This window comes from Nocardia sp. NBC_01377, from assembly GCF_045040005.1.
GTDB classification, from domain to species: domain Bacteria; phylum Actinomycetota; class Actinomycetes; order Mycobacteriales; family Mycobacteriaceae; genus Nocardia; species Nocardia noduli.
Map to the genome: position 1 here is coordinate 5,266,309 of NZ_CP109566.1, position 16,292 is coordinate 5,282,600.

General features: G+C 68.7%; 15 protein-coding genes. 3 read left to right on the forward strand and 12 right to left on the reverse strand.

The window, feature by feature from the left end; all coding sequences use genetic code 11:
* Positions 1-74: 74 nt before the first annotated feature.
* The 4 genes from cobO to mqo form a co-directional block, all read right to left on the reverse strand.
* A complete protein-coding gene (gene cobO / locus OG225_RS24195) occupies positions 75-689 on the reverse strand; it encodes a cob(I)yrinic acid a,c-diamide adenosyltransferase (protein ID WP_216910842.1) in 615 nt (204 codons plus the stop codon).
* Positions 690-748: 59 nt separating this feature from the next.
* Positions 749-2,815: a VWA domain-containing protein gene (locus tag OG225_RS24200; protein ID WP_405177398.1), complete on the reverse strand. Its 2,067-nt coding sequence runs from the start codon at positions 2,813-2,815 to the stop codon at positions 749-751.
* A 147-nt stretch (positions 2,816-2,962) separates the two neighbouring features.
* Positions 2,963-3,412, reverse strand: coding sequence for a GNAT family N-acetyltransferase (locus OG225_RS24205; RefSeq protein WP_109529583.1), 450 nt, complete (start codon positions 3,410-3,412; stop codon positions 2,963-2,965).
* Between the two features lie 12 nt (positions 3,413-3,424).
* Positions 3,425-4,945, reverse strand: a complete 1,521-nt coding sequence (mqo, locus tag OG225_RS24210; protein ID WP_405177399.1) for a malate dehydrogenase (quinone) — start codon at positions 4,943-4,945, stop codon at positions 3,425-3,427.
* 288 nt (positions 4,946-5,233) lie between these two features.
* On the opposite strand from mqo, the gene OG225_RS24215 reads away from it, so the two are divergent.
* Positions 5,234-6,295, forward strand: coding sequence for an alpha/beta hydrolase (locus tag OG225_RS24215; RefSeq protein WP_405177400.1), 1,062 nt, complete (start codon positions 5,234-5,236; stop codon positions 6,293-6,295).
* Here the strand turns inward: OG225_RS24215 and OG225_RS24220 are convergent.
* From OG225_RS24220 to OG225_RS24240, 5 genes are all read right to left on the reverse strand, one after another.
* A complete protein-coding gene (locus tag OG225_RS24220) occupies positions 6,275-6,838 on the reverse strand; it encodes an alpha/beta hydrolase (RefSeq protein WP_405177401.1) in 564 nt (187 codons plus the stop codon). The two genes, OG225_RS24215 and OG225_RS24220, sit on opposite strands and share 21 nt — an antisense overlap.
* Before the next feature lie 120 nt (positions 6,839-6,958).
* Positions 6,959-8,596, reverse strand: coding sequence for a cobyric acid synthase (locus OG225_RS24225; protein ID WP_405177402.1), 1,638 nt, complete (start codon positions 8,594-8,596; stop codon positions 6,959-6,961).
* 100 nt (positions 8,597-8,696) lie between these two features.
* Positions 8,697-9,560 carry a type I methionyl aminopeptidase gene (gene map, locus OG225_RS24230; RefSeq protein ID WP_405177403.1) on the reverse strand — a complete coding sequence of 288 codons (864 nt, stop codon included), beginning with the start codon at positions 9,558-9,560 and terminating at the stop codon, positions 8,697-8,699.
* 65 nt (positions 9,561-9,625) lie between these two features.
* A complete protein-coding gene (locus tag OG225_RS24235) occupies positions 9,626-10,477 on the reverse strand; it encodes a hotdog domain-containing protein (protein ID WP_405177404.1) in 852 nt (283 codons plus the stop codon).
* 114 nt (positions 10,478-10,591) lie between these two features.
* Positions 10,592-11,842, reverse strand: a complete 1,251-nt coding sequence (locus tag OG225_RS24240; protein ID WP_405177405.1) for a hypothetical protein — start codon at positions 11,840-11,842, stop codon at positions 10,592-10,594.
* 168 nt (positions 11,843-12,010) lie between these two features.
* Here OG225_RS24240 and OG225_RS24245 point away from each other — a divergent pair, with 168 nt between their 5' ends.
* Positions 12,011-13,138 carry an FAD-dependent oxidoreductase gene (locus tag OG225_RS24245; protein ID WP_405177406.1) on the forward strand — a complete coding sequence of 376 codons (1,128 nt, stop codon included), beginning with the start codon at positions 12,011-12,013 and terminating at the stop codon, positions 13,136-13,138.
* On the opposite strand, the gene OG225_RS24250 is transcribed toward OG225_RS24245, so the two are convergent.
* From OG225_RS24250 to OG225_RS24260, 3 genes are all read right to left on the reverse strand, one after another.
* Positions 13,062-13,616 (reverse strand): GNAT family N-acetyltransferase; N-acetyltransferase, encoded by a 555-nt coding sequence (locus tag OG225_RS24250; RefSeq protein WP_405177407.1) that lies wholly within the window; start codon positions 13,614-13,616, stop codon positions 13,062-13,064. The two genes, OG225_RS24245 and OG225_RS24250, sit on opposite strands and share 77 nt — an antisense overlap.
* A gap of 243 nt (positions 13,617-13,859) precedes the next feature.
* On the reverse strand, positions 13,860-14,462 hold the full coding sequence (locus OG225_RS24255) for a DUF4126 domain-containing protein (RefSeq protein ID WP_216910824.1): 603 nt from the start codon (positions 14,460-14,462) through the stop codon (positions 13,860-13,862).
* A gap of 202 nt (positions 14,463-14,664) precedes the next feature.
* Positions 14,665-15,186: a DUF4254 domain-containing protein gene (locus OG225_RS24260; RefSeq protein WP_232840229.1), complete on the reverse strand. Its 522-nt coding sequence runs from the start codon at positions 15,184-15,186 to the stop codon at positions 14,665-14,667.
* A gap of 346 nt (positions 15,187-15,532) precedes the next feature.
* Here OG225_RS24260 and OG225_RS24265 point away from each other — a divergent pair, with 346 nt between their 5' ends.
* Complete coding sequence (locus OG225_RS24265) at positions 15,533-16,243, forward strand: hypothetical protein (RefSeq protein ID WP_405183355.1); 711 nt, start codon at positions 15,533-15,535, stop codon at positions 16,241-16,243.
* Positions 16,244-16,292: the final 49 nt, after the last annotated feature.

Below are 16,292 nucleotides of genomic sequence, written 5' to 3' on the forward strand. Positions count from 1 at the left end.
GGCCGCGAACACCCGTGATCGGTCCGTGCGCGAGCGGCTCCGCTCCCCCGTCGACACCGTCCCCCGAGCGCCCGTCACCATTCGATACCGCGCTGACCCTTGCGGCCCGCGTCCATCGGATGCTTGACCTTCGTCATCTCGGTGACCAGATCCGCGACCTCGAGCAACGCGGGCGGCGCGTCGCGACCGGTGATGACGACATGCTGGTTGCCCGGGCGCTCCCGCAGCGTGTCGACGACGTCATCGATATCCACCCAGCCCCATTTGAGCGGATAGGTGAATTCGTCGAGCACGTAGAACCGGTGCTGTTCGGCCCGCAGCCGCCGGGCGATCTCCTGCCAGCCCGCAAGCGCGGCGGCGGCGTGATCCTCGTCGCTGCCCGGTTTGCGGGTCCACGACCAGCCCTCGCCCATCTTGTGCCACTCCACCGCGCCGCCGGCACCGGTCTCCTCGTGCAAGCGGCCGAGGGTGCGGAAGGCGGCTTCCTCGCCCACCTTCCACTTGGCGCTCTTGACGAACTGGAAGACGGCCACGTCGAAGCCCTGGTTCCAGGCGCGCAAGGCCATGCCGAACGCCGCCGTCGACTTGCCCTTACCCGGCCCGGTGTGCACGGCCAGCACCGGCTGGTTACGGCGCTGGCGCGTGGTCAGCCCGTCTTCCGGAACGGTTTCCGGCACGCCCTTGGGCATCGAATCTCCTCGTTCGTCGTTCGCGTCGTGCGGGTTTCGACCGAAACCCCGGTCACCGTTCAGGCGGCCCGTGCGCCCGGGCCCGCGCCGCGCCCGGCCCGGACGATGTCGGCGACCGAATCGCCGGTCAACTCGGCCAGGCGGACGTAGCCCGCCCGCAGATCACGTGCCAGATCGGCGGCCAGCCCGAGACGCACCATGCCGCGCTCGCAGTCGACGACCATCGCGGTCACCGCGTCGCTCGCCAGCAACGACGCGGCGGCACGGGCCCGCGGCACCGGGTCGACCCCGCCGGTCGCGCGACCGTCGGTGAGCAGGACAAGCATCGGACGACGTCGCGGATCGCGCACCCGCTCCCGATGGACGACCTCGCGGGCCTTCAGCAGCCCGGCGGCCAGCGGCGTCTTGCCGCCGGTACGCAGACCGGACAGGCGGCGTACCGCGATATCGACCGACGAGGTCGGCGGCAGGACCAGTTCGGCTTCGGCTCCGCGCACGGTGATCACGGCGACCTTGTCGCGGCGCTGGTAGGCATCGCGCAGCAGGGCGACGATCGCGCCGGTGACCGCGGAGAGCCGGTCGCGCGCCGCCATCGACCCGGAGGCGTCGACCACGAAGACGATCACATTGCCTTCGCGCCCTTCGCGATACGCGCCGCGCAGATCCTCGGCGGCCAGCGCGAGCGGGCCGTCCACGCGGCCACGGCGGTGCTGGTGGGGGGCGGCGGCGAAGATCGTGCCGAGCAGGTGGAGTCCGGCGGAGGTGTCGGTGCTCGGACGCACCATTCGGCCGTGCCTGGTCTCGGCGCGGGAGCGACGGCCGGGAGCGCCTTCGCCGACGCCGGGAACTTCCCAGCGGGGCGCGGCGGCGGTCGTGGATGCCGGAGTGCCCGCGCGGTTCTCGCGGGACTTCCCGCCGCGCGGACCGTCGGGGGACGAATCGGGATCGTCGTCGGGATCGGGATCGGGACCGGCCGGATCGTCCTCGGCCGAATTCTGTTCGCGCGTGCCGTCGGGCCCGTCGTCGGATCCCGAATCGTCGGCCGCGGAATCCTCACGTGGCGCGGTGTCGTCCCGGTTATCGCGCGGTCCGGCATCCTCGGCCTGCTCTTCGTCGGCCCGATCGACCTCCGCGGCGGCGTCGCGCATCGCGTCGTCCAGCTGGTCCTCGGTGATACCGGGCTCGTCGAAGGGATCGCGGCGACGGCGATGCGGCAGCGCGAGTTCCGCGGCGACCCGGACGTCCTCCTCGGTCACCGCGTCACCGCCGCGCCAGGCGGCGTAGGCGGTCGCGGTGCGGGCGACGACGAGGTCGGCGCGCATCCCGTCCACGTCGAAGGAGGCGCACAGCGCGGCGATCCGGCGCAGTTCGGCGTCGTCGAGCGCGATACGCGCGACCCGGTCGCGGGCGGTCAGGACGCGGTCGGCGACCGCGCGATCGGCACCGGCGTAGCTGGCCGCGAAACCGGCCGGGTCCGCCTCGTAGTCGAGTCTGCGGCGCACCACGGCCATCCGGGTGTCGACGTCGCGGGAGGCGACCACGTCGACGGTCAGGCCGAAACGGTCGAGCAGCTGCGGACGCAGTTCGCCCTCTTCCGGATTCATGGTGCCGACCAGGACGAAACGCGCCGGATGCGAATGCGAGACGCCGTCGCGTTCGATATGCACCCGCCCCATCGCCGCGGCGTCGAGCAGCACGTCGACCAGGTGGTCGTGCAGCAGGTTGACCTCGTCGACGTACAGCACGCCGTGATGGGCGGCCGCGAGCAGACCCGGCCGGAAGGCCTGTTCGCCGTCGCGCAGCACCCGTTCCAGATCCAGGGATCCGACCACCCGGTCCTCGGTCGCGCCGACGGGCAGTTCCACCAGGCGCGCGGGCCGCGCGCCGGTCTCGTCCACGACCGGCGGGAGCAGTTGCGCCAGCGCGCGAACCACGGTCGACTTCGCGGTGCCCTTCTCGCCGCGCACGAGCACACCGCCGATTCCCGGGTGCACCGCGCACAGGATCAACGCCAGTTGCAGCTGTTCCTGCCCGACCACCGCCGAGAACGGGAACCCGGTTTCGAGGTCCGCGCGCGACCCGGCAGAGTGGGACGGTGGTGCGATTTCGGCGTGGGACACGGACATACCCCTCACACTATTCGCGGGCGTCGGCCCGGGCGTCGGCACCCCGTGCGTGCCGGAGTCCACCCGACGCGGGGGCCGCGAGCCGAGGTGAGCCGGAACACACGCGCCCGCCCCGGAGTTGGGACGGGCGCGCGCGACACCGGAGGACTATCCCCTGCGCATGGGCAGGTGGGTGATGCCGTCGTCATCGAATTCCGCGCCGTCGGGCTTGAACCCGAATTTGGCGTACATGTCCACGAGGTAGGTCTGCGCGTTGAGCCGGGCAGGCGCCGATCCGACCTCGGCCAGCGCCGCCTTCAGCAGCCTGGTGGTGTATCCGTGGCCGCGCAGCGGGGCGGCGGTACAGAGACGTCCGATACGGAAACTCTTGACCCCGTCGTCGTGCTCTTCGAGCAGACGCAGGGTCGAGATGACCTCACCGTCGTCCTCGAGCCAGAAGTGCCGGGTCTCCGGCTGCAAGTCGAGTCCGTCCAACTCCGGGTACGCGCACTTCTGCTCGACGACGAAGACTTCGACGCGCAATTTCAACAGCTGATACAGGGTGGCGGTATCGAGATCCAGTGACCATGACCGTTTGAGAGCAACCGTTGACATCATCGCGTCTTGCTATCACACCAGCGCTGTCGACGCGACCTCGGCGCGGGTCTCCGTGTCGACCGCCACATCCGTGAGATTCAGCGTCTTGGACGTCCAGTTCCAGACTTCCTGGAACAGCGCCTTGTTCTCCGACAGTTTCACGCCCAGCGACGGGATCATGGTCTCGAGTTTCGGGGTCCACTCGCTGTACTCGCGCGGGAAGCAGCGCTGGAGGACATCGAGCATGGCGGTCACACAGGTCGACGCCCCCGGGGAGGCACCGAGCAGGCCCGCGATACTGCCGTCCTCGGCCGCGATGACGGCGGTGCCGAGTTCGAGGACACCACCCGCGCCCTTGCGCCGGATGATCTGCACGCGCTGCCCCGCGGTGATGAGTTCCCATTCGCGGCCGTCGGCGCGCGGGATGAACTCTTCCATCGTGTAGACCTTGCCCGCCTGCGATTTCAGCAGTTCGGAGACGAGGTACTTGACCAGCGACAGCTCGGTCAGGCCGACGCCGAGCATGGGGGCCAGGTTGCCCGCCCTGATCGACTTGAACAGATCGCCGTTACTGCCGTCCTTGAGGAATTTCGGCGTCCAGCCCGCGTAGGGACCGAACAGCAGCCCGGCCTCCCCGTCGATGACGCGGGTGTCCAGGTGCGGGACCGACATCGGCGGCGCGCCGACGGCGGCCTTGCCGTACACCTTGGCCCGATGCTGACCGATGAGCCCGCGGTCGGTGCAGCGCAGGAACTGGCCGCTGACCGGGAAGCCCGCGAAACCCGCGATCTCCTTGACGCCCGACTTCTGCAGCAGGGGCAGCGCTCCTCCGCCCGCGCCGACGAAGACGAATTTCGCCGCGATGGTGCGGATCTTGCCGTTGCGGGTGTTGCGGACCTTCACCAGCCAGCTGCCGTCGGCCTGCTTGGACAGGTTGCGCACCTCGTGCCCGAAGGCCAGATCCGCGCCGGTGGCGCCGAGATGGGCGAGTAGTTCCTTGGTCAGCGAGCCGAAGTCGATATCGGTGCCCGCGTCGGTCCAGTTCAGCGCGATCGGATCGGAGAAGTCGCGACCGCGCGCCATCAGCGGTAACCGCCTGCTGAACTCGTCGGGGCTGTCGATGTACTCCATCCCCTCGAACAGCGGGTGACGGGCCAGCGCCTCGTAACGCTTGCGCAGGTACTCGACGTCGGAGGCGCCGTGCACGAAGCTGACATGCGGAATCGGGTTGATGAAACCGGACGGGTCGCCGAGCACGCCGTTCTCCACCGCGTAGGCCCAGAACTGACGCGACACCTGGAAGCGCTCGTTGATGTCGATGGCTTTGCTCACCTCGACCGAACCGTCCGCGTTCTGCGGGCTGTAGTTCAGTTCGCACAGCGCCGAGTGGCCGGTGCCCGCGTTGTTCCACGGGTCGCTGCTCTCCGCGGCGGCGGCATCGAGTCGCTCGAACAGCGAGATCGACCAGTCCGGCTGCAGCTGCCGAAGCAGCGCGCCGAGGGTGGCACTCATGATTCCTGCACCGATGAGGACAACATCGGTCTTCTCTGTCATGGCAGCGTTCGGCACGGGTAGATCGACTTCCTTGTCACTCTGCGCAGCCCACCGGCTGGGTGGAGCTGCCTGGGCACATGCGCTATGCGGTTGTTGCCGAGCCTGGCGTCGTGGCTTCGGCTCGAATTGCTGGCGGAGAAGAGGTTACCCGCCGTTCACCTACTGCCAATTGTGCACCTCGCCACCGCGGCAACCTGCAACAAACCGGGTGAATGTGACGTAGATGCCTCCTCGGCGGTTCGGTGATCTCACACGCCCTCGGCCCAGATATCGCCTAGATTGGGACACGTGACCGAAAAAACCTCATATGCCGTGTCGGACATCACGGATCGGGCGCGGTGGCAGCCCGACATTCTCGGTGCGGGTTACGAGCAGCGAACCCTGCCCCTCGGCCCCGACCCGGACGGCGAGGGCGACGCGGTCGCGACGCTGGTGCGCTACACCCCCGGCGATGACGCGGCCGAGGTCACCGAACCCACGGTGCTGTACGTGCACGGTTTCACCGACTACTTCTTCCAGCGCCATCTGGCCGAGCATTTCGCCGAGCGCGGGCACCGCTTCTACGCGCTCGACCTCCGCAAATGCGGACGCTCGCTGCGCGAGGGACAGACCCCGCACTATGTGACCGATCTCGCGCTCTACGACGCCGAACTCGACGAGGCCGCGCGCATCATCGCGCAGGAGACCGACGCGCCGCTGCTGATCGTCGCGCATTCGACGGGCGGACTGATCACCGCGCTGTGGCTGGATCGGCGGAACCGGAAAGCGGGAACCGTCGCGTCGGGAATCATCGGCCTCGTACTCAACAGCCCGTGGCTGGACCTACAGGGTCCGGCCTACTACCGCCACGTGGGAACCCAGGTCGTCAACGCACTCGGCCGTGTCCGGGCGACATTCGCCCTACCAGGGGCGGAGATCCGGACCTACGGCGACAGTTTGCACCACACGGTGTCGGGCGAATGGGATTACAACCTCGACTGGAAGCCGCTGTCGGGATTCCCGGTCCGTTTCGGGTGGCTGCGCGCGATCCGACTCGGGCAGTCGCAATTGCACCGGGGCCTCGACGTCGGGGTGCCGTCGCTGATCCTGCGCTCCCGGGTGACCAGGTTCATGCGCAAGTACGGTCCGGCCGCCGACGTCGCCGACGTCGTGCTCGACGTGCGCCAGATCCAGCGCTGGGCGGGCTGCCTCGGCGACCGCACCAATATCGTGCCCATCGACGGGGCCCGCCACGACGTCTTCCTGTCCTCGGAGCGGCCACGCACCCAGGCGTTCACCGAACTCGACAACTGGCTCGGCTGGCTGGCGGGTTACCGCGCGGCGACCGACTCACCAGAGGCTGGTGCGTAGCACGATCTCGGTCGCGAGTTCGTTGCCCGCGGCGCTGGCGACGTTGTCGACGTCGACCTCGACGACGCGGAACTCCCCGTAGACGAAGCGCCCCGACGCGTCGGCCACCGAACGCGGCAGGCTCTTGGTCACCAGCACCGTCACCGGAAGTTCCATCGGACGGCAGGCGGGATCGGCGACGGCCCCGTCCGCCGCGGGAGCGGCCGGATGGCCCCGGTCCGCGACGATCAGGCTGACGAAACGACCGAAGGTCCCCGAGCAGATCTGCCAGGCCAGCGCGGCGCCCTCGCCGCGCGCGGCGACATTGGCGTAGGGCACGCCGAGTTCGTCGAGGATGGCGTGCACCGCGGGCGCGTCGAGCCCGTCGATGGACTCCACGACGATGGTGCGCAGGTCCGAATTGTGGAGTCGGGCACATACCTGGTCGTACACGTCCACGGGGTCACCCGCGTCGGGTAGCAGCAGCACGCTGTGCCGCGTATCCGGCCCGTCGACCCGCACGGTCCAGGCCCGGTCACCGACTGTGATCCGCCGAGATTTCATGCCGGAGTACGGTACACCGCTCGGCTGAACTCGCCCGCGTCGCCGCGTCGTCCGGGCCGGGTCGGGCCCGCCGTCATCGCCCGGCATCGCCGGGTGTCTCCCGCGTCACCGATTCGTCGTTCACCCATCCGCCGCACGTACCGCCGAAGACTCCGTACTCGATATCGCCGCGTCCGGCGCGAGCGCGACAGCGGCGGGGCGATGCGGCTGCACCGGCGCGGGCACGAGCAGCGCGGGGGCGAGCACCGGGAGGTCGGCGGGAGCGCCGCCGCGGATCAGTTCCTCGATCCGGGCGATGTCGAGATGTTCCTCGAGGAGATCGGCCAGCAGGTCCAGTTGCGCCGAACGCACCGCCGCCACCGAGATATCCTCGGCGACAACGTAATCGAAGCGTCCGGCCCGATCGGCGACGATACGCAGCCAGGCGCGCCGGAATTGGTCGGATTCGAGCAGGCCGTGCAGGTGGGTGCCCCACACCGCGCCGCGCACGCTGCCCTCCTCCCGACCGTCGACTTCCAGCCAGGCCCGATCGCCGCTGTGGGTGACCCGTCCGTGGTGGATCTCGTAGCCCGACACCGCGATTCCCTCGGTCGCGGCGCCGCCCGCGCCCCGGCCCTCGACCGTGCGCAGCACCTTCACCGGATCGAATTCGATGTCGAGATCGAGCAGACCGAGCCCGTTGACCATCCCGGCCTCGGATTCGACATCGTCGCTGATCTGTTTGCCCAGCATCTGATAGCCGCCGCAGATACCGAGGATCGGGCGGCCGATCGCCGCGCGCTCGCGCAGCGCCTTCGCGATACCGCTGCGTCGCAACCACTCCAGATCCGTGACGGTGGACTTGCTGCCAGGCAGCACCACCAGATCGGCGTCGGCCAGCCGGGACGGCTCGGTCACCCAGCGCACCGCGACGCCCGGTTCGCACGCCAGCGCCTCGACGTCGGTGGAATTCGAGATCCGCGGCAACCGGACGGCGGCCACGGTCAGCCACTGCGCGCCGACCGGCGACCGCGGCCTGCCGACGGCCGCGTCGCCGACCGTGCCGAGCGAATCCTCGGCGTCGATCCACAGATCGTCGGCGAAGGGGATCACCCCGAGGGTCGGGCGGCCCGTCAGCTCGGTCAGGCGTTCCAGGCCGGGACGTAGCAGTTCGACGTCACCGCGGAATTTGTTGATGACGAAGGCCGAGATGAGCTGTTGATCGGCGGGGTCGAGAACCGCCACGGTGCCGAACAGGTGCGCGAGCACACCGCCTCGGTCGATATCGCCGACGACGAGCACGGGTAGTCGGGATTCCTGCGCCAGACCCATATTCGCCAGATCGGTGGCACGGAGATTGATCTCGGCGGGCGATCCCGCGCCCTCGCAGATCACCACGTCGAATTCGGCGCGCAGCGAATCCAGTTCGGTGGCGACGATTCTGCGCAGACTCTGCCGGTGCTGGAAGTAGTCGCGCGCTCCCACGGTGCCGACGGCCTTGCCGCGCACCACCAATTGCGAGCGCCGGTCGCTGCCGGGTTTGAGCAGGACCGGGTTGAATCGGACGCTCGGCTCGAGTCCGCAGGCCTGGGCCTGCAATGCCTGCGCTCGGCCGATCTCCCCGCCGTCGAGGGTGACGACGGAATTGTTGGACATGTTCTGAGCCTTGAACGGGGCGACCTTGACGCCACGACGGGCCAGCAGTCGGCACAGCCCGGCCACCACCACGCTTTTCCCGGCGTCGGAGGTGGTGCCCGCGACCAGTAACGCTCCCTTCACGACGTGACCGTCGCCGGGATATCACCGGACCGCGCGCGCGACGGCCCCCGCGCGACCACGCGACCACCCGACGGCGTGGGCCCCCCGCACCGCCGAACCCTCACGGCAGCGTGAGGATCTCGGCGCCGGTGTCGGTGACCACGAGGGTGTGCTCGAACTGCGCGGTCCAGTTGCGGTCCTTGGTGACCACGGTCCAGCCGTCGTCCCAGATCTCGTAGTCGATGCCGCCGAGGTTGATCATCGGCTCGATGGTGAAGGTCATCCCCGGTTCGATCACCGATTCGATCGCGGGCTGGTCGTAGTGCAGGATCACCAGGCCGCTGTGGAAGGTCGGGCCGACGCCGTGACCGGTGAAATCGCGGACGACGCCGTAGCCGAAACGGTTCGCGTACGACTCGATCACCCGACCGATGACGTTGAGCGCCCGCCCCGGCCGCACCGCCTTGATGGCGCGCGCGGTGGCCTCCTCGGTCCGCTCGACCAGCAGCCGGACCTCCTCGTCGACATCGCCGGCGAGGTAGGTCTTGTTCGTATCGCCGTGCACGCCGTCGATGTAGGCGGTGACGTCGATATTGACGATGTCACCGTCCTCGATCACCGTCGAGTCGGGGATGCCGTGGCAGATCACCTCGTTCAGTGACGTGCAGCACGACTTCGGGAAACCCTTGTAGCCGAGCGTGGACGGGTAGGCCCCGTGATCGCACATGTACTCGTGCGCGATGCGGTCGAGTTCGTCGGTGGTGACGCCGGGCGCCACCGCCTTACCCGCTTCCTCGAGCGCGCGCGCCGCGATCTTTCCCGCGAGCCGCATCTTCTCGATCGTCTCCGCGGTCTGCACCCAGGGCTCACGCCCCTCGTTCACGGTCTTCTTCCACGCGTACTCCGGGCGCTCGATCGAGCGGGGCACCTCACGCGTGGGCGACTGCGTGCCGGGTACGAGGGGTTTGCGGGTCCGAACTGCCATGGGACAAGACTATCCGGACCGGTCGATCACCACCCGGCGGTGCCGGGCGCCGCCGGTGCCCGTCCTCATTCCACCTTGCGGTAGACGATCGTCGCCTCGGTGCCGACCCCGCCGTTCTCCCTGGTCGCCACGACCCGCACGACCGCGGACCGATTCGTGCGGTGTTCGACGCGCGCGGCGAAGGTGACGGAGGTGTCGACGGGGCTGTGGCGCAGGTAGGTGATGTGCAGCGAGGTCGGCCGCAGCCGTTCCGACGCCGCGGCGACGGCCTCGGCGGCGGCCAGTTCCGACAGCCACACCGAGATACCCCCGTGGATCCCACCGCCGGGGTTGCAGATCTCCCTGTTGACACGCACGCGCAGATCGGCGGCGTCGCGGCGCGATTCGAGGTCCATGTCGAGTACGCCGAGCGGATGGGGCGCCCGGTCGAGATCGTCGCGCGAGGCCGGAGCGCGCGCCGGGCCGATTCGTTCGCCCGGGAAGAAGTGCAGTCGCACCATGCCGGTGGCGATCGCGGTGCCGTCCTCGGCGCGTATCACCCCGGCCCCGGCCCCGTACTCCTTCCCGACGTGCATCGTCCTACCCTCGGCGGTCAACACACCGCTGTCGCTCGTGATCGGGTCGCAGAATTCGAGCAGCAGTTCGGTGGTGACGGCACGCACATGCGGCTGGGCCGCCACGAACACGCTGTGACCGAAGACGACATCGGCGAGGACGCCCAGCGATCCGTGCGCGTAGTTTCCGTCGAGTCCGTGCAGCCAGGGACCGATGTCCATCACGGCGGTGGAGGTCTCCGCGTCGGCGGCGACGGTCTGCACCCGGAACAGGTTGCCGGGGCGCACCGCGACCCCCGGTGTCGCCCCCTCGTTCGGGGCCGTCCCCTCGACCGAACCCCGCCCGCGCATATCGCTCGTCATCGACTGTCCTCCCTGCCGACATCCCGAAACCGTTCGTCTCGGAAACCATCTGTCTCGTAGCCATTGGACACCCTCGGTCTCCCGACCGTCGCGGCGGATCGGACCGAACGCCCGTTATCGCAGCGCGGCCACCGCCCGCAGCCGTGCCATCGCCTCGGCGTCCGGGTGGTATTCGACCCGGTAGCGCGGCGGGTAGACGCCGGGAACCGGTCGGAGATCGACCTCGGCGGCGAGCGCTTCCCAGCCGACGCCGAAGGTCTCGCCGGTGTCGACATCGGTGAGCGTGACCATGTGCACCCGCGGCAGCAGGGTGGCGACGGTATTCGTCCACGGCGCGATGGTGGACTCGACGCCGTCCGGCCTGCGCACGTGCATCAGTTGCGCGGCGCGGTCCTCGGTCAGGTAGTCGTCGAGATCGGCGCGCAGATGTTCGTACTGCGAGCCGTACACCTGTGCCGCCAACGTCGACTCGGCGGCGGTGATCTCCCGCCAGGCCCGATGGTCGCGCGCGACCAGGTACGGGACCAGCCGCCCCGCCTCGTCCACCGTGTACGGCATCGGCGACACCGGCCGTACCGCGTCGTCGTACAACCGGCGTGCCATCTCGACCAACCGCACCACATGCTCTTCGGAGAATTCCACGCCGATCAGGACGCCGACGTTCTGCGCGATGAACACGATCGGCCGCGCGCCCGCCTTCGCGCCGATGCCGCTCAGCCAGCCGTCGACCAGCGGCAGCGATCCCGCGTACAGGTCGCCGCTCATATCGGGGATGTGCAGCATCCCCGCCTTCGAGCCCGGGTCGTATGCGGCGAGGGTGTCGAACGCCGACGCGGCCAGATTGGTACGGGCGGTGGCGAACGCGGTGTCCGCGTCGACACCCCATTCCGCCAGGTGCTGCGGGTTGACGCTCTCCATGGAGGTCGGCCGATCGATGACGATCGTCTCCGTCAGGTACGGCAGGACCGGCCGCCACACCGTGTGGTCGGCGATTCGCTCGCCGTCGAAACGCTGATCCAGTCCGCCCGCCTGCCGCACCACCGGTCGCAGCAGTGGGGCGATCTCCGCCCAGCCGGAGATTCGCTCGGCACCGCCGGATCGGTCGGCACGGCCGTTCTGCGGCGAGATGGACATGAATTCGGCGAGCATCCGCCCGGCATCGGCCGCCGATGCCCGGCGGCACCGCCGGTACACCGTCGTGAGGTCGATCCGGCCGTGCATACCGTCGTGTGTCCAATAGGAGATCTGCAATGCCTCGGCATCGGATTCCACCGATGCCACGCTGTTCATCGCCCGCAACATATCCACCGCTTGTTCGACGAACACCTTACGGTTCGAGCCGAACAGGCCCCCGAGAAAACGCATGCGCCGGAGTGTATGCGGCACAGCGGATCCGACGAAAAAACGAGAGACCGCCGTTCGATGCGCGCATTCCGGGTGACCCGATTCGGCGGTCGCCGGTGCGAGCACTTGTTAACCTGCCGTTCGCCCGCGCGCTGCCCGCCCTCCGAGGGACTGGCCCACGATGGGTCCATGCGATCGGTCGTCATCGGAGGCGGACTCCTCGGTACCGCCCACGCGCTCGCCGCGGTGCGCCGAGGGCACGAGGTCGTGCAACTCGAGCGGGAGTCGAGTGCGCGGGGCGCGACGGTGCGCGACAGCGGACTCGTGCGGGTGTCGGGATGCGCGTCCACCGACCTGGAGGCGGCCCTGCTCGCCAGGCAACTGTGGGAGGAGATCGGCGGCAGGGTGCCGGGCGTCGGGTTCCGGCCGACCGGCTCGCTCACCGTGATCCGCACCGACGCGGAACTCGCCGTCGCCGAGGCCGCGGCGGCAGACGCCGACGCGCGATCGCGCGGCCTGGAACTGCTGGAGCCCGAAGCGGTGCGGACGCTCACCCCAGCGCTGCGTGGCAAATTCCTCGCCGGACTGCACTGTTCGACCGATTCCGTCATCGAACCGCGCCGCGCCCTCCCCGCGCTGCGCGCCTCTCTCACCGCGACCGGGCGCTACACCTTCCACGCCGGCGCCGAGGCCAGAGCGGTCACCGATACCGGTTCGGGCGCACGGGTCCTCGACGATCACGGCCGGGTCTTCGACGCCGATCTGGTCCTGCACTGCCCCGGTGCGACCCACACCGGCCTGACCCGCGAACTCGCCGGTGTCCTGCCGTTGCACCGGGTGCGCGCGCAGATGATGCAGACCGCGACGCTGGGCGAACCATTGACCACCGCCGTCGCCGACGGTGACAGTTTCCGCTATCACCCCGGTTTCGCGGGCCCGGCCGTCGACGCGCTGATCGCCGAACAGTCCCAGACCGCCGTCGCCGCGGAACACACGATGCAACTGCTCTGTGTCCAGCGCCTGCACGGTGGACTGACGATCGGCCGGACCCACGAATCCGCCGAACCCTTCCCCTTCGACGTGGACGAGGCGCCCTACGACCACCTCACCCAGGTCACCGAGGAACTGCTCGGCCGGAAATTGCCCCGGGTGCTGCGGCGTTGGGCCTACGTCCGGAGTCACGGCGCCGACCCGTCGGCACCCGTCACCCGAATCCGGGCGAGCGCCAACGTCTGGGTCCTCACCGGGGCCGGACATCTCGCGACGACACTCGGCCCACTCCTCGGCGAGGAAACCGCCGACCTGCTCGGACTCTGAGCCAGCGCCGGGGCGTCGATCTCGGTCGAGCGCCACGCGACAGGTCACATACCGTTCCGCGGGGTGTCCCGTACCCAGACCGTGCCGTTGCCGGAGTGGGCGGGCGCGAGCCGTTCCCTGGGCTCGACCCGGTCCAGACGGTAGCCGAGCCTGCGCGGCACCGCCGCGCTACGGGTATCGGCGGCGTCGCAGTGGATTTCGACGTGCCGATATCGGGCAGTGCCAGCGCGATATCGGTGAGTGCGGCGACCGACCTGGTGATCAGCCCGCGGCCGGTGTGCGCGGAGGGGCACCAGTAGCCGATTTCCAGCGCTTTCGGGCCCAGGTGGTCGCCCAAGCCGATCGCGCCCAGCACGCCGCCCTCGGAATCGAAGATGCCGTAGGCGCATTCCCCGGTGGAGTCCGGCCAGTCCGCCGACGCCTCGGCGAGGAATTCGCGTTGCCGGTCACGCGACGGGGCTTGCGCCATCCACGGCATCCAGGCGTGCAACTGATCGAACGACGCCGTGAGCGCTGCGAACTAAGCCTCGAAGTCGGTGGTCTCCCATCGCCGCAGCAACAGGTCGCCGAGTTCGATGTGCCGGGGCGGGGCGACTCCCCGCGCCAGCGCCCGCTGATGTGGCGTCGGCTGTTCCATGTATCGATCGTCGTCGGCGCGCCGAGGAGCCGCAAGGCGATTTCGACGGGTGGAGGTGTCGCCCGATCCACCGGCCGAGCGGCCTCAACCCGCGAGCGCGGCTTCCTGGCGTCGGGCGCGGCGTTCGCGCCTGCGTCGGCGGAAGCGGCGAATCCTGCTCGCCGCCAACAGGACCAGTAGTGCGCCGATGAGCAACAGGGTTCCGGCGATGCTCGCGGCGAGGACCGGATGGAAGACGGCGAGGGTGATGATCGCCGCGACACCGAAATCCTCGGCCGTGCTGACGACGATATTGCTCGCCGGTTCCGGCGAGGTGTTGATCGCCATCCGTAGCCCGGCTTTGACGAGATGACTGACCAGTGCCGAGGTCCCGCCGACCGCCGCCGCGGCCAACTGCGGCAGCGACCCGTCCGGTCCCGCGATCAGCGCGGCCACGACCGCGCCGGAGGCGGGGCGCACCACGGTATGGAAGGAATCCCAGAACGAATCGAGATACGGAACCTTGTCCGCCACCGCCTCGATCAGGAACAGCACGGCCGCCGCGATCAGGACATCGGTACGTTGCAAACCGACTGGTACGTCATCGGATAACCCGGTCAGACCGTAGAGCCCGAATAGCAGGACTACCGCGTAGGCATTGATTCCACTGGCCCAGCCCGCGGTGAAGATCAAAGGAAGCAGCGACACCCGGTCGATCGTAATCAGGTCCCGGCGAATGAGCACAAAGCGAGACCGCTGCCACACGATCATCGTGGCAGCGGTCCGTGCGGAGAAATCGTTGTCGCCGAATCGAATACAATTTCATAACGAGACGATAAAACTTCGATTCACGACATCCGACCGATTCCGTGTCGCTTCCGGAGTGACGCCCCCGGGTCGCTTCCCGGCGTTACTTCTCGGGCAATCGACGACGACCACCGGCGACGTCGGTGACCAGATCCGTGTAACCGTCCACGAGTTCGGCCAAGTGATACCAATGCTTGTGCGTGCTGTCGCTGCGCGGACCGTCGACATCGATCGCCTGGTTGGCATCGACCCAGCTACGGGCCATCCGATCGACGACGGACCCGAGGCTTTCGGTATGCAATGACGCACCTTGGCGATGCTGCGGGACCTCCTGCGAGATCCAGTCGTTGATATCGTCGACGAGCTCTACCCGCCGACAGTCGATTTCGGCGACAAGAAAGGCATCGCGTATCTGGGCGCGACGGGCATGCAGTTCGGCGAGGGCGTGGGCGGATCGCAACAGTTCGCGATCCAGGAAACGTCGCCCCTGGAATGCGCACAGTATTTGCGGAGCGGTCGGCAGTACCCCTACAGTCGGCGCGCTCATCGCATCCCCCGAAAATCGCCCGACACCAATGCTCTCAGTACCAACATTATTGGCTCTCGATTCGGTTTTCCCGGTCATCGGATCAGTTGTTCTCGCATCAGGCTAGCGGCATCCGGCGCTCACGGATACCAGAACGCAAGATTGCGTTCTACTTGCTGCAACCGACATGTTCTTACAGATGCAATCGCGAAGTCATCGCACGGCCGTGACCACGGTAAGTCCGCGAAACAGACGGAACGGCATGTGCAAGAGGGGTTTCCGGCCTTCCGGCACCCGAGGAGCAACAGACCGCGCGGTCCGCGTGGATCGGCGGCGCGGCGCACCTCCATCACCTCCGGGCTATGCAAATGACATTCATTGTCATTAAGATCCGATGCGGCGCACTCGCCAGATCCACCGATCGATGAGGAACCCCCACATGCCGATGAGGAAAACCGCCCCCGCCCCGACCGTGGGCGCGGTACTGCTGATCACCGCGATGACATTCGGCCACGCGACCGCCGACGCGACGCCCACCGACGCGGTCTCGTATCGAGCCGACACCACCGCGACCGCGACCGTCATCACCACCGATTCCGGCTCGATGGCCGCCGAGAACGGGATATTCACGATCAGGGCGGCGGACGGATCCACGCTCGCGGGGACCGAACTGTCCTTCCGCGTCGACGATTTCGTCTTCCCTATCGTCGCCGACATCGCCGGCGACACCGCGACGCTGACGCCGAGGTTCGACCTCGCGCACGCGACATACCGCCCGGTCGCCCTGCCGTACGAGGACAAGGCGCCGTGGAAGAACGAGTACGACCGGGAACAAGCGGCGTGGAGCCGGATGACCAGCACCATCTCGATGGGCGCGACCATCGGCACCCTCACCGGCGGGCTCGCGGGCGCGGCGGTGGGCTGCGTACTCGGCGGCATCGCGGGGGCCACCGTCGCCGCCGCGACGATCGTCGGCCTGTTCGGCCCCTTCGTCCCCGCCGCCGCGGTCGGCTGCCTCGGCGGAATCGTCGCCGTCGGCGCCCTCGGCACGGTCGCCGGGCAACTGCTCGTGACCGGACCGGTCGCGATCATGGCCGCCGCGCAGTACTTCACGACGATCAACTCCCCCTCACCGAATCCCGCGCCCGCCAAATAGGTCGCACCCCCTCGAAACCTCCTCCAAGGGAGGGGTTTCGAGAGAAAAC